Raw genomic sequence first — 12,666 nt, 5'->3', positions numbered from 1 at the left:
GGGGCCCGTCGTGCTCAAGTGATCGTCTTGCAGCTTGCAGCCTGAGGCTGGCAACTGCGGTAAAGAGGTTTTGAAAAATGGCTGAACGTCTGAACAACGACTTCCAGTTCATCGAGGTGGGCCGCAAGGACCCGAAGAAAAAGCTGCTGCGCCAGCGCAAGAAGGAGTTCGTGGAAATCTACGAGCCGTTCAAGCCGCAGCAGTCCGTGGAGCAGGCACACCGCTGCCTGGGCTGCGGTAACCCGTATTGCGAATGGAAGTGCCCGGTGCACAACTTCATCCCCAACTGGTTGAAGCTGGTTTCCGAAGGCAACATCCTGGCCGCGGCGGAGCTGTCGCACCAGACCAACACCCTGCCGGAAGTGTGCGGCCGCGTATGCCCGCAGGACCGCCTGTGCGAGGGTGCCTGCACCCTGAACGACGGTTTCGGCGCAGTGACCATCGGCTCGGTGGAGAAGTACATCACCGACACCGCCTTCGCCATGGGCTGGCGACCGGACATGTCCAAGGTCAAGCCAACCGGCAAGCGCGTTGCCATCATCGGCGCGGGGCCGGCCGGCCTGGGCTGTGCCGATGTGCTGGTACGTGCCGGCGTGACCCCGGTGGTGTTCGACCGCAACCCGGAAATCGGCGGCCTGCTGACCTTCGGCATTCCCGAGTTCAAGCTGGAAAAGACCGTGCTCAGCAACCGCCGTGAAGTGTTCACCGGCATGGGCATCGAGTTCCGTCTGAACACCGAGGTGGGCAAGGACGTGACCATGGAGCAACTGCTCGCCGAGTACGACGCGGTGTTCATGGGCATGGGGACCTACACCTACATGAAGGGCGGCTTCCCGGGCGAGGACCTGCCGGGCGTGCATGACGCGCTGGACTTCCTGATCGCCAACGTCAACCGCAACCTGGGCTTCGAGAAGTCGCCGGAAGATTTCGTCGACATGCAGGGCAAGAAGGTGGTGGTGCTGGGCGGTGGTGACACTGCAATGGACTGCAACCGCACCTCGATCCGCCAGGGCGCCAAGTCGGTGACCTGCGCCTATCGCCGTGACGAGGCCAACATGCCGGGTTCGCGTCGCGAGGTGAAGAACGCCAAGGAAGAGGGCGTGAAGTTCCTCTACAACCGCCAGCCTATCGCCATTGTCGGCGAAGACAAGGTCGAAGGCGTGAAAGTGGTCGAGACCCGTCTTGGCGAACCGGATGCCCGTGGCCGTCGCAGCCCCGAACCGATCCCGGGGTCCGAAGAGATCCTGCCGGCCGATGCCGTGGTCATCGCCTTCGGCTTCCGCCCAAGCCCGGCGCCGTGGTTCGAGCAGCATGGCATCCAGCTGGACAGCCAGGGCCGCGTGGTGGCACCGGAGAAGGGCAAGTTCAAGCACCAGACCAGCAACCCGAAAGTGTTTGCCGGTGGCGACATGGTGCGCGGGTCGGACCTGGTGGTGACGGCTATCTTCGAAGGACGTACTGCTGCTGAGGGTATCCTGGACTACCTGGAAGTCTGATCGATTGTCGGGGCCGCTTCGCGGCCCTTTCGCGACACAAGGCCGCTCCCACAGGGGAAATGCATTCCTCATGTGGGAGCGGCCTTGCGTCGCGATGGGCTGCAAAGCAGCCCCAACGGCATTTTTGTATACAAAAATCCTTGATCCATGGCATCCAATAGACAAAACGCATGGCCTTGACCGTGCCTTTTGCGCTGGCGTCTGAGAAAATGCCCGCACTATTTTTCCGGATGCCGACATGACTGCCCTGAAGAACGATCGTTTCCTGCGTGCACTGCTCAAGCAACCCGTAGACGTCACCCCGGTGTGGATGATGCGCCAGGCCGGCCGCTACCTGCCGGAGTACCGCGCCAGCCGCGCCAAGGCCGGTGACTTCATGAGCCTGTGCATGAATCCCCAGTTCGCCTGTGAGGTCACCTTGCAGCCGCTGGACCGCTACCCGCTGGACGCTGCGATCCTGTTCTCGGACATCCTCACCATCCCCGATGCCATGGGCCTGGGCCTGTACTTCGAAAGCGGCGAAGGCCCGCGCTTCAAGAAAGTCATCAGCACCCCGGCCGACATCGAAGCGCTGCCAATCCCCGACCCGCAGAAAGACCTTGGCTACGTGATGGACGCGGTCAGCACCATCCGCCGCGAGCTCAACGGTCGTGTGCCGCTGATCGGCTTCTCCGGCAGCCCGTGGACCCTGGCCACTTACATGGTCGAAGGCGGCTCGTCGAAGGATTTCCGCAAGACCAAGGCCATGGCCTATGACAACCCGCAGGCCCTGCACCTGCTGCTGGACAAGCTGGCCCAGTCGGTCACCAGCTACCTCAACGGCCAGATCCTCGCTGGCGCCCAGGCCGTGCAGATTTTTGACACCTGGGGCGGCAACCTGTCGGCGGCGGCTTACCAGGAATTCTCCCTGGCCTACATGCGCAAGATCGTCAGCGGCCTGATCCGCGAGCACGAAGGGCGCAAGGTGCCGGTGATCCTGTTCACCAAGAATGGCGGCCTGTGGCTGGAAAGCATCGCCGAAGCCGGTGCCGATGCGCTGGGCCTGGACTGGACCTGCGAAATCGGCGACGCCCGCCGCCGCGTGGGTGACAAGGTGGCGTTGCAGGGCAACATGGACCCGACCGTGCTTTACGCCAAGCCCGAGGCCATCCGCAAGGAGGTGGCGCGCATCCTGGCCAGCTATGGCCACGGTACAGGCCATGTGTTCAACCTGGGCCACGGCATCACCCCGGAAGTCGACCCGGAGCACGCTGGCGTGTTCATCAACGCCGTGCATGAACTGTCGGCGCAGTACCATCAGTGAATCGATCGCTGAACACGAAAGCCCGGCCATGTGCCGGGCTTTTTGTTGCATTAAGTTTTAATTCAGCGATCGTCGTTAATCTGGTCCCATCGAAACCGAAACAGGACCTGATCCTCATGAAAGCACGTTATCTTGCATTGATCCTCGCCCCCTTGTTCAGCACTGCGGCCCTGGCTGCCGGGTATACCGGCCCAGGTGCCCAGTCGGTCACCACCGTAGCTGCGGCCAACGATGCTGCCGATGACACCCCGGTTGTGTTGCAAGGCTTCGTGACCAAGAAGATCAACAACGACGACAAGTACGAGTTCAAGGACAACACCGGCACCATCACCGTGGAAATCGATGATGAAGACCTGCCGCCGACGCCGTTCAACGACAAGACCAAGGTCAAGCTGACCGGTGAGGTGGAGAAGCACCTGATGAGCCGGGAGGTGGATGTGGATAGGGTCGAGATCATCAACTGAGCCACTGGCCTCTTCGCGGGTGAACCCGCTCCCACAGGTATAGCGTTGCCCTCAGCTGTAGCGCGGTCCCTGTGGGAGCGGGTTTACCCGCGAATGGGCCTCAAGCAGTTTTCGGTGGTAGCCTGCTCAGGTGCAGCGCCACCAGCAACGCCACCACCAGCAAGCCGCCAATGAACAGCCCGATGCCGTTCCAGCCCCACTGGTGCCAGAACACCCCGCCCGCCGTACCGGCCACACTCGACCCGGCGTAATAGCTGAACAGGTACAACGACGACGCCTGCCCTTTGGCCTTCAAGGCCCTGCGGCCAATCCAGCTGCTGGCCACCGAGTGTGCGCCGAAGAAGCCAAAGGTGAACACCAGCATACCGACGATCACCATCGCCAGGGGGCTGGCCAGGGTCATCAGCAAGCCACCCGCCATCACCACGATACTGGCCCAGAACACCTTGCGCCGGCCCAGCTTGTCGGCCAGCGCGCCGACCTGCGCCGAACTGTAGATGCCCGACAGGTACACCACCGACAGCAAGCCGACCAGTGCCTGGTTCATGTGGTAGGGCTCGGCCAGCAGGCGGTAGCCGATGTAGTTGAACAGGGTGACGAAGGCGCCCATCAGCAGGAAGGCTTCGAGGAACAGCCAGGGCAGGCCGGCATCCCTGAAGTGCATGACGAAGCCATCCAGCAGGCTGCGTGGGTTCATCGCCTGTGGGCGGAAGTTGCGCGATTCGGGTAGCACCCTCCAGAACACCAGCGCCGCCACCAGGGCCAGGCCGCCGATGGTCAGCATCGCCGTGTGCCAGCTGACGAAGTCGATCAGCACGCCGGTGATCAGGCGCCCGCTCATGCCGCCAATGGCATTGCCACCGATGTACAAGCCCATGGCCAGGCCGATGTGCTGCGGGTGAATTTCTTCGCTCAGGTAGGTCATGGCCACCGCCGCCAGGCCGCTCAACGACAGGCCGACCAGGGCGCGGGTGGCCAGTACCAGCTCCCAGCTCGGCATTATCGCGCTGGCCAGGGTGGAGAGGGCGGCGCAGACCAGGGCAAACACCATCACCGGCTTGCGCCCGATGCGGTCGGAGACAGGGCCGGTGATCAGCAGGCCGATCGCCAGCATGGCTGTCGAGACCGACAGCACCAGGCTGCTCTGCGCCGCATTGATGGCAAATTCCTTCGACAGCAACGGCATCATCGGCTGTACGCAGTACAGCAGGGCGAAGGTGGCGAAGCCGCCGCTGAATAGCGCCAGCACGGTCTTCATGAAGGCGGGGGTGCCTTTTTCGATCCACATTTCGTTCAGCGGGGCAGGTTCGGGCTCGGCGGGAAGGGGCGCTACAGCAGTTTTCACGGGCGGGTACCTCTGGCGCAATGAAAAAAAGCATATAGCTGGCTAATGATTAGATCCAATATATTGTTCGACCTATTTAAGACGTTTTACGACCTGTTCGGAGCCGATCATGGAACTGCGCCATCTGCGTTACTTCATCGCCGTGGCCGAAGAGCTGCACTTTGGCCGCGCTGCCCAGCAACTGGGCATTTCGCAACCACCTTTGAGCCAACAGATCCAGGCGCTGGAGCAGGAACTGGGAGCCCGGCTGTTCGAGCGTACCAACCGTCGGGTCGAGCTGAGCGAGGCGGGGCGGCTGTTCCTCGAGGAAGCCCGCCAGGTGCTGGCGCAAGTGGAGAAGGCCGCCGACGTGGCCCGGCGTGCGCAGTTAGGTGAGCTGGGGGAGATGAAGATCGGCTTTACCTCGTCGGCACCGTTTACCTCGAAGATCCCCAAGGCCATCCATGCCTTCCGCCAGCGCTTCCCGGCGGTGCACCTGAACCTCAAGGAAATGAGCAGCCGCGATGTTGCTGAAGGAGTATTCGACGAGTCCATCGAAGTGGGGCTGATGCGGCCGATGCCGCTGCCGGAAGGGCTGGTGGCCACTGAACTGTTTCGCGAGCCGCTGGTGGCGGTGATCAACGCCTCGCACCCGTTGGCCGAAGGCACGGAACATGGCGTGCACATGGCCGCCCTGGCCCATGAGCCGTTCGTGTTCTTCCCGCGCAGCTATGGCAGCGGGTTGCACGCGCAGTTGCTGAGCCTGGCGCGCCAGGCGGGTTTCAGCCCGCATTTCGCCCAGGAGGCAGGGGAGGCGATGACCATCATCGGCCTGGTGTCGGCGGGGCTTGGGGTGTCGGTGCTACCGGCGTCGTTCCAGCGCATGCGCATCGAGGGGGTGGTTTATCGCACGCTGCTGGATGAAGGGGCGATGTCGGCGGTGTGGCTGGTGCAGCGCGAGCGTGGGGCTTCGGCGATGGCCAAGGCATTCGCCGAGCTATTGACGGGGCAGGTGGTCGGGCAAGGGTAATGCGGGTCAAATGGCGCTGGTCATTGCCGCAGCCGCACCACATACTCGGGCATTCGTTGATACACGGAGGTCAATCATGCGGCGCGTGGTGTTCAATCAGAAAGGTGGCGTGGGCAAGTCGAGTATCGCCTGCAACCTGGCGGCGGTCAGTGCCAATGAAGGCTACCGGACCCTGTTGATCGACCTGGATGCCCAGGCCAACTCGACCCAGTACCTCACCGGCCTCACCGGCGAGGACATCCCCATGGGCATCGCCGACTTCTTCAAGCAAAGCCTGTCCAGCGGGCCATTCAGCAAGAAGAACCAGGTCGATATCTACGAAACCCCGTTCGACAACCTGCACGTGGTCACCGCCACGGCCGAGCTGGCCGATCTGCAGCCCAAGCTTGAGGCGAAACACAAGATCAACAAGCTGCGCAAGTTGCTCGACGAGCTGGACGAGGACTACGAGCGCATTTACATCGATACCCCGCCAGCGCTGAACTTCTATGCGGTGTCTGCGCTGATCGCCGCCGATCGCGTGCTGATTCCCTTCGACTGCGACAGCTTCTCGCGCCAGGCCCTGTATGGCCTGCTGGCCGAGATCGAAGAACTCAAGGAAGACCACAACGAAGACCTGGTGGTCGAAGGCATCGTGGTCAACCAGTTCCAGTCCCGCGCCAGCCTGCCACAGCAGATGCTCGACGAGCTGCTGGCCGAAGGGCTTCCGGTGCTACCGGTGTACCTGGGCAGCTCGGTGAAGATGCGTGAATCGCACCATGCCAGCCTTCCGCTGATTCACCTGGAGCCCAGGCACAAGCTGACCCAGCAGTTTGTCGAGTTGCACGATTTGCTCGAACGCTGCGAGTGAGCGTTGTTTCTTGTCGCTTGCAGGAAGGGTGACTACCGCTCACAATCTCCCAAAACGGGAGATATGCTTGGATGCGCGTCATTGCCAAAAGCACCTTGGTGAAGTTCTGGGGTTTGCCCGGACATGAGGATGCCAAAGCCCCCTTGGAAAGCTGGCACGACATGGCCATCAAAGCCATCTGGCGAACGCCGCAGGATGTAAAGGACCAGATTGGCAGCACCAGCATATGTGGCAACAACCGCGTGGTCTTCAACATCGGGGGTAACAAGTACCGGCTTGTAGTCGAGATGCAGTATCGAGCCGGTATTGCCTGGGTGAAGTTCGTCGGTACGCATGAGCGATATGACGAGATTGACGTGGAGACAATCTGTGAATATTAAGCCAATCCGCAACGATGATGATTTGCGAGCAGCATTCCAGCGGCTTGAAACCATTTTTCAGGCTGAAGCGGGAACGCCAGAAGCCGATGAAATGGAAGTGCTTGTGACACTGATCGAGGTGTACGAGAACAAGCACTACCCCATCCACCCGGCTAACCCCATCGAGGCCATCAAGTTCTGCATGGATCAGCAGGGGCTCACACCGCGTGATCTAGAACCCTTCATTGGTCCAAGCGGGAGAGTCTCGGAAGTCTTGAATGGAAAGCGTGGATTGAGCCTTTCCATGATCAAGCGCCTGCATGATGGCCTTCGTATCCCCTATGAGTCGCTGCTGGCGAGTGCTTGAGAACTAAACTCCCTGGCTACGCAACCACTCCAGCAACGACTGGAGTGGAAACGCCCCGGCTTGACGGCTGACTTCACGGCCATTCTTGAACAGCAGCAGGCTGGGGATCGAGCGGATACCCAGTTGCCCGGCCAGGTTGCGGTTGGCTTCGCTGTCGAGCTTGGCCAGGCGGCAGCGGCCGGCCAGTTGGCGGGCGGCCTGTTCGAATGTGGGGGCGAAGGACTTGCATGGGCCGCACCAGTCGGCCCAGATGTCGACCAGCAGTGGCAGGTCGCCTTTGATCTGGCTGGCGTAGCTGGCTTCGGTGAGTTCGAAAGGGGTGCTCAGCAACACGTCCTGTTTGCAGCGGCCGCATTTCGGCGCGTCGCCCAGGCGCTCGGCAGGCAGGCGGTTGAGGCCGTTGCAGTGGGGGCAGGGGATTACCAGTGGTTCGGACATATCAATTCCTTGTGTTGTTTGTTCGGGCCCTATCGCCGGCAAGCCAGCTCCCACAGGGTTCGGAGTTGGTCAGGAGGAGCAGCTGATTTCCAGGTGCTTGCCCCATTCCGGCGGTCGCTCGGCATAGTCCTGCATCCCGGCCTGCTCCTCGAACGGGCGGCTCAGCACTTCATGCAGCCGTCGCACTTCACTGTAATCCCCCGCTTCGGCCGCTTCGATGGCTTTCTGCGCCAGGTAGTTGCGCAGCACGTACAGCGGGTTCACCGCATGCATGCGCTCACGGCGCCCTTCGGCATGATTTGCTTCGCGCTCGCAGCGGGCCAGGTAGTCCGCCCCCCAGGCATCGAAACCGGCCAGGTCGATGAAGTCGTCGCGCACCACCTTCAGCGCCTCGGTGACGGGCTGATCACCCAGCTTGCGGAAGAACAGGTTGTAGTCCACACCACCGCTCTGCATGCGCTGCAGCAGGCGTTCTACCAGCGCCATGTCGTCCTCTTCTGCGGTGGTCAGGCCCAGGCGCCGGCGCATCAGGTCCAGGTAGTGTGCCTGGTACAGCGGCAGGAACAGGCCCAGCGCCTCCTTGAGCGGTTCGACTTCGATCACCGTGGTCAGCGCCTGTGCCAGCGCACTGAGGTTCCAGTGGGCGATCGGTACCTGGTTGGCGTAGCTGTAGCGACCACGGTCGTCGGAGTGGTTGCAGATGAAGTTGGCGTCGAAGTCGTCGAGGAAGGCGTACGGGCCGAAGTCGAAGGTGATGCCGAGGATCGACATGTTGTCGGTGTTCATCACCCCGTGGCAGAAACCATAGGCCTGCCAACGGGCGATCAGCTCGGCATTGCGTTCGACGATGGTGCGGAACATGGCCAGGTACGGCTGCTCGGCATCGCGGCATTCGGGGTAGTGCTGCTCCAGCACGTGGTCGATCAGCACGCGTTGCTGTTCCGGCTGCCTGGTGTAGTAGAAGTATTCGAAATGCCCGAAACGCACATGGCTCTGCGCCAGGCGGGTGAGCATGGCCGCGCTTTCGCGGGTTTCGCGCCACACCGGGGTGCTCGAGCCGATCACGCACAATGCCCGGCTGCTGGGAATGCCCAGGGCGTGCAGGGCCTCGGAGGCGAGGAACTCGCGGATCGACGAGCGCAGCACGGCGCGGCCGTCGCCCATGCGCGAGTAGGGCGTCTGTCCGGCGCCCTTGAGGTGCAGGTCCCAGTGCTCGCCCTGGTCATTCAGCACTTCGGCCAGCAGCAGCCCGCGGCCATCACCCAGGCGCGGGTTGTAGGAGCCGAACTGATGGCCGGAATAGACCATCGCCCGCGGATCGGCCTCTTCCCATAGCTTGTGGCCGCTGAACAGCTCGGCGAAAACCGGCAGCTCTGCCTGGGCCGGGTCGAGATCGAGCAGGGCCATGGCCGACTCGCTCGCTACCACCAGGCGCGGGTCTGCGATGGGTTCGGGCAGGACCTGGGTGGAGAACGCATCGCCCAGGCGGGCGAAGCGATTGTCGAAGGTGAGTTGGTCGAGGGCTTTCACGGGGCCGGCTCCAGAAATTGATAGGCTGGGGCCGCTTTGCGGCCCTTCGCGGGCTTGCCTGCTCCCACAGGGATTGCACCGCTCTCAGGGGCAGCGGTGGCCCTGCAGGAGCGGGCGAGCCCGCGAACGAGGGCAAAGCCCTCGCAGGGGTTCTGCACAGAATAAAGTATTCGCGCCCGTTCAGGCCGAAGCAGTGCCATCCGGTTTCGGCTGTTCCACCGGAATCAGCTGCTGTTTGCCGCCCTTCGGATCCATCAGGAACACCTCGACCTGGCGCACCGAGATCTTGATGTTGTGCGCCTTGAACTCGCGGTTGATGTAGCGGTTGATCTCGTCCAGCGTCGGGTTGCGATCGCCCAGGTCCCGCACGTGCATGCGCAGCTCGTGGTCCAGCGAGCTCTCGCCGAAGTTGAGGAAGTACACGATCGGCTCCGGGTCCTTGAGCACGCGTGGGTTTTCGTGGGCGCCCTTGAGCAGCAGGTCGCGCACCAGGTCCAGGTCCGAGCCATAGTCGATGCCCAGCTTCAGCGTCACCCGGGTGACCGTGTCGGTCAGCGACCAGTTGATCAGCTGGCCGGTGATGAAGGTCTTGTTGGGGACGATGATGTCCTTGCGGTCGAAGTCGGTGATGGTGGTGGCGCGGATGCGGATCTTGCTCACGGTGCCGGACAGGTTGCCGATGGTGATGGTGTCGCCAATCCGTACCGGGCGCTCGAACAGGATCATGATGCCGGAGATGAAGTTGGCGAAGATCTCCTGCATGCCGAAGCCCAGGCCCACCGACAGCGCTGCTACCAGCCACTGCAACTTGTCCCAGCTCACCCCGAGGGTGGACAGGGTACTGACGATGCCGACCCCGACGATGACATAGGACAGCAAGGTGGTGGTGGCGTACGCACTGCCCTGGGCCAGGTTGAGCCGCGACAGCACCAGGACTTCGAGCAGGCCGGGCAAGTTGCGTGCGAGCGCGAAGGTGATGCCGATGATGACCAGCGCACCGAGGAAGTCGCCCAGGCTGATCGGCACCATGCTGGCGGTGGCGCCGGTGCCGCTGGTGTATTCGTAGAGGACGAAGTTGTTGAGGTAGGCGAACACCGAGATCAGGTCTGACCACACCCAGTACAGGCCGGCGATGAAACCGCCAAGCAAGGCCAGGCGGATCAGGCGCAGCGACTGCTGGTTGACCTGTTCGATGTCCAGCGTGGGTTCTTCGGTGATGACTTCGCCATCCAGCCCTTCCTTGGCCGCCGCCCGCTTGCTCAGCGCACGCTGGTAGGCCAGGCGCCGTGCCGCCACCGACAGGCCACGCACGAACGCGGCTTCGATCACCAGCCAGAACAGCAGCAGGTACAGGGTGTAGATTAGCCGGTCGGTCAGTTTCAGCGCGGTGTAGTAGTAGCCGAAGCACACGGCCACGAACAGGGCGATGGGCAGGGCGGTGAAGGCCACGCCCACGGCCTTGCGGAACAGCGAGGTATCGCGGTGCGCCGGGCTGCTGAGCAGCAGGCGGCTGAGCAGCCAGGCCATCAGCGCGTAGCAGGCCAGCACCACGCCGATGCCCAGCACATCATCGGCCAGCGCCGAAGGCTGATGTTCGGCTACCGCCACCACGCCGACCAGCGCCAGTACCACGGTGCCCAGGCGGCGCACCCAGCCGCGCAGGAACTCGACCTGCGGCTTGTGCCAGCGGAAGTGGATTTCCGCCACGCCGCCGGGAGCAAGGATGCGGTAGGCGGTGTAGAACACCAGCCAGGCCTGGGCCAGTTGCCAGAGGGCGGCGCCGAGGTTGGCGTTCTGCCCGCGCGCGTCGATCTGCAGGGCGTAGCTGCACAGGGCCAGGCCCAGGCTGACCGGCATCGCCAACAGGATGTTGATGAGGATCGCCTGAGGCGTGTGCCACTGGCTGTCGCGGCGGAAGTGGCCGATGTCCTGGTGCACCTTGCCCAGCCTTTGGTACAGGTACGTGCGGCGCCACAGCAGGGCGCCGATCACCAGCAGCAGCGGCAGGAACAGCAACGGGCGTTGGCTCAGGCCGTCGGCCAGCTCCTTCAGGCCCGAGCCCCACGGCAGGTTGGCCACCTGGTCGGCCAGGCGTTCCGGCACATAGCGCAGCCAGTCCCAGTCCAGCGGCTTGTTGCTGGGGATCCAGAACATTTGCTCGTCGAGGGTAGTGCGCAGGCTCTGGGCAGTGCCCAGCAGCTGCTTCTGGTTGAGCTGCAGGGTGATCGATTCGTTGAGCAGTGCCGACAGCTCGCGGTTCAGCCGCTCCAGCAGGTCGCTGCGGGTAATCGCCACTTCCAGCAGGGCTTTGCGCAGCTGTGGCGTCACCTCTTCCTGCGGTTGGGCGGCCAGCAGCTTGTCGACGTAGGTGACCGGGCTGCTCATCTGCTCGCGTTGCTGGTTGACCTCGAACTGGTACAGGCGGGTGTCGGCGATCTGGTCGGCCAGGTCACGGTCGACCTTCAGGTGCGGCAGGGTCTGCTTTTGCTTGTAGAGGATCTTCGACAGCAGCAGGCTGCCCTTGAGCACATTGATCTGCTCGTCCAGTGCCTGGTCGGCCTGGGTCAGGCTATCCAGTTGCTGCTTGGTGCGCAGGTTCTGCTGGGTCAGTTCGTTGAGGCGGTCGGTGCTTTTCAGCAGGTAGTCGGAGAGCTTGAGGTTGACCGCGCTTTCGGTGGCCAGCAGGCTGCTGCCGCCGGCTTTCTGGGCCTCGATCGACTGCTGGGTGACGGCTTCCTGGGATTGGGCCAGGCGCTTGTCGTTGATCAGGGTCTGCAGGTCCTGGATTTCCTGCTCCAGGCGCGCGGCGCGTTCGATCAGCAAGTCGTGGCGGGCGTTGCCCAGGTCTTGCAGCAGGCTGTTGCCGGCCAGCTCCTGGCGGCGCAGCAGGGTCAGCGCGTTGAGCGAAGCCAGTTCGGCATTGAGCTGGTTGCGCTGGTCGGCGTTGATCTGTTTGCCGGCGTCCTTGCCTGTCTTGAGGATGTTGTTGATCTGCTGGGTGCGCGCCTGGCTGTTGCTGATTTCGGCTTGGGCGCGTTCCGGGCGGGTCTGCGAGTTGATGATCAGGCTGTTGGCTTCGGACAGTGCCTTCTGCAGCTCTCCCTGCTGGGTGCTGCGTTCGCTGAGCATCTGCTCCAGTTGCGGCACGCTGAGGCTGGCATAGCGCTGGGCCACCGGCTGTGGCTTGCTTTCCTTGAGCCTTGCCAGTTCGCGCTGGCTGTCGCTGGTTTCTTTTGGCGCACCAGCCAGCTGCTGCTTCAGCGCGGCGAGTTTCTTCTCGTTGTCTTCCTTGCTGGCGAGCAGGCTGAGGGTTTGCTCCAGCACCTGCTGCAGGGCTTTCTGCTCGGCCTCGGGTAGCTTGCGCTCGGCGATCTTGTCGAGGCTGTTCTGGATGCTGGCGGTGGTCGGGGCTTCTGCTGCCGTGGCTGCAAAAGAGAGAGACAGGCACAGCCCGAGCAGGGCTGTGCGGAGGTACACGCACAGGGACATAGGCAGACTACTTGTG

The 12,666-nt window shown here is 62.9% G+C and carries 11 protein-coding genes; 7 read left to right on the top strand and 4 right to left on the bottom strand.

Features of this window, described 5'->3' with window-relative positions:
- Positions 1-77 precede the first annotated feature (77 nt).
- From ACIQYU_RS16625 to ACIQYU_RS16615, 3 genes are all read left to right on the top strand, one after another.
- The gene (locus tag ACIQYU_RS16625) at positions 78-1,496 is read left to right on the top strand and encodes an FAD-dependent oxidoreductase (RefSeq protein ID WP_013974599.1); all 1,419 of its coding nucleotides are present in this window, start codon (positions 78-80) and stop codon (positions 1,494-1,496) included.
- A gap of 238 nt (positions 1,497-1,734) precedes the next feature.
- Entirely contained in the window at positions 1,735-2,799 is a 1,065-nt protein-coding gene (gene hemE / locus ACIQYU_RS16620; protein ID WP_025340953.1) for a uroporphyrinogen decarboxylase, read from the top strand.
- 116 nt (positions 2,800-2,915) lie between these two features.
- Positions 2,916-3,263: a YgiW/YdeI family stress tolerance OB fold protein gene (locus ACIQYU_RS16615; protein WP_063912051.1), complete on the top strand. Its 348-nt coding sequence runs from the start codon at positions 2,916-2,918 to the stop codon at positions 3,261-3,263.
- A 100-nt stretch (positions 3,264-3,363) separates the two neighbouring features.
- On the opposite strand, the gene ACIQYU_RS16610 is transcribed toward ACIQYU_RS16615, so the two are convergent.
- Entirely contained in the window at positions 3,364-4,551 is a 1,188-nt protein-coding gene (locus ACIQYU_RS16610) for an MFS transporter (RefSeq protein WP_233688160.1), read from the bottom strand.
- Between the two features lie 166 nt (positions 4,552-4,717).
- Between ACIQYU_RS16610 and ACIQYU_RS16605 the strand changes: the two genes are divergently transcribed.
- From ACIQYU_RS16605 to ACIQYU_RS16590, 4 genes are all read left to right on the top strand, one after another.
- Positions 4,718-5,617: a LysR family transcriptional regulator gene (locus ACIQYU_RS16605; protein WP_207828305.1), complete on the top strand. Its 900-nt coding sequence runs from the start codon at positions 4,718-4,720 to the stop codon at positions 5,615-5,617.
- Between the two features lie 76 nt (positions 5,618-5,693).
- On the top strand, positions 5,694-6,467 hold the full coding sequence (locus tag ACIQYU_RS16600) for a ParA family protein (RefSeq protein ID WP_207828307.1): 774 nt from the start codon (positions 5,694-5,696) through the stop codon (positions 6,465-6,467).
- Between the two features lie 71 nt (positions 6,468-6,538).
- Positions 6,539-6,847 (top strand): type II toxin-antitoxin system HigB family toxin, encoded by a 309-nt coding sequence (locus ACIQYU_RS16595; RefSeq protein WP_402800848.1) that lies wholly within the window; start codon positions 6,539-6,541, stop codon positions 6,845-6,847.
- The gene (locus ACIQYU_RS16590) at positions 6,837-7,193 is read left to right on the top strand and encodes a type II toxin-antitoxin system HigA family antitoxin (RefSeq protein ID WP_207828315.1); all 357 of its coding nucleotides are present in this window, start codon (positions 6,837-6,839) and stop codon (positions 7,191-7,193) included. Before ACIQYU_RS16595 ends, ACIQYU_RS16590 begins: the two co-directional genes overlap by 11 nt.
- 3 nt (positions 7,194-7,196) lie before the next feature.
- Here the strand turns inward: ACIQYU_RS16590 and trxC are convergent, their stop codons facing one another.
- The 3 genes from trxC to mscK form a co-directional block, all read right to left on the bottom strand.
- Positions 7,197-7,631 carry a thioredoxin TrxC gene (trxC, locus tag ACIQYU_RS16585; protein ID WP_013974593.1) on the bottom strand — a complete coding sequence of 145 codons (435 nt, stop codon included), beginning with the start codon at positions 7,629-7,631 and terminating at the stop codon, positions 7,197-7,199.
- A gap of 69 nt (positions 7,632-7,700) precedes the next feature.
- Complete coding sequence (gene selO / locus ACIQYU_RS16580) at positions 7,701-9,161, bottom strand: protein adenylyltransferase SelO (protein ID WP_207828317.1); 1,461 nt, start codon at positions 9,159-9,161, stop codon at positions 7,701-7,703.
- Positions 9,162-9,341: 180 nt separating this feature from the next.
- Entirely contained in the window at positions 9,342-12,650 is a 3,309-nt protein-coding gene (mscK, locus tag ACIQYU_RS16575) for a mechanosensitive channel MscK (protein ID WP_207828319.1), read from the bottom strand.
- Between the last annotated feature and the right edge of the window lie 16 nt (positions 12,651-12,666).

This window comes from Pseudomonas sp. NPDC096925 (assembly GCF_044762545.1).
GTDB lineage: Bacteria > Pseudomonadota > Gammaproteobacteria > Pseudomonadales > Pseudomonadaceae > Aquipseudomonas.
The sequence above is the reverse complement of the archived record's forward strand: the minus strand, read 5'-3'. Positions and strand labels throughout refer to the sequence as shown.

What these genes read in the sequence shown, in the direction of transcription:
- hemE (WP_025340953.1), top strand. Translation starts at nt 1,735, where the DNA reads ATGACTGCCCTGAAGAACGATCGTTTCCTGCGTGCACTGCTCAAGCAA.
- ACIQYU_RS16615 (WP_063912051.1), top strand. Translation starts at nt 2,916, where the DNA reads ATGAAAGCACGTTATCTTGCATTGATCCTCGCCCCCTTGTTCAGCACT.
- ACIQYU_RS16600 (WP_207828307.1), top strand. Translation starts at nt 5,694, where the DNA reads ATGCGGCGCGTGGTGTTCAATCAGAAAGGTGGCGTGGGCAAGTCGAGT.
- ACIQYU_RS16625 (WP_013974599.1), top strand. Translation starts at nt 78, where the DNA reads ATGGCTGAACGTCTGAACAACGACTTCCAGTTCATCGAGGTGGGCCGC.
- ACIQYU_RS16595 (WP_402800848.1), top strand. Translation starts at nt 6,539, where the DNA reads ATGCGCGTCATTGCCAAAAGCACCTTGGTGAAGTTCTGGGGTTTGCCC.
- mscK (WP_207828319.1), bottom strand. Translation starts at nt 12,650, where the DNA reads ATGTCCCTGTGCGTGTACCTCCGCACAGCCCTGCTCGGGCTGTGCCTG.
- ACIQYU_RS16610 (WP_233688160.1), bottom strand. Translation starts at nt 4,551, where the DNA reads ATGTGGATCGAAAAAGGCACCCCCGCCTTCATGAAGACCGTGCTGGCG.
- trxC (WP_013974593.1), bottom strand. Translation starts at nt 7,631, where the DNA reads ATGTCCGAACCACTGGTAATCCCCTGCCCCCACTGCAACGGCCTCAAC.
- ACIQYU_RS16605 (WP_207828305.1), top strand. Translation starts at nt 4,718, where the DNA reads ATGGAACTGCGCCATCTGCGTTACTTCATCGCCGTGGCCGAAGAGCTG.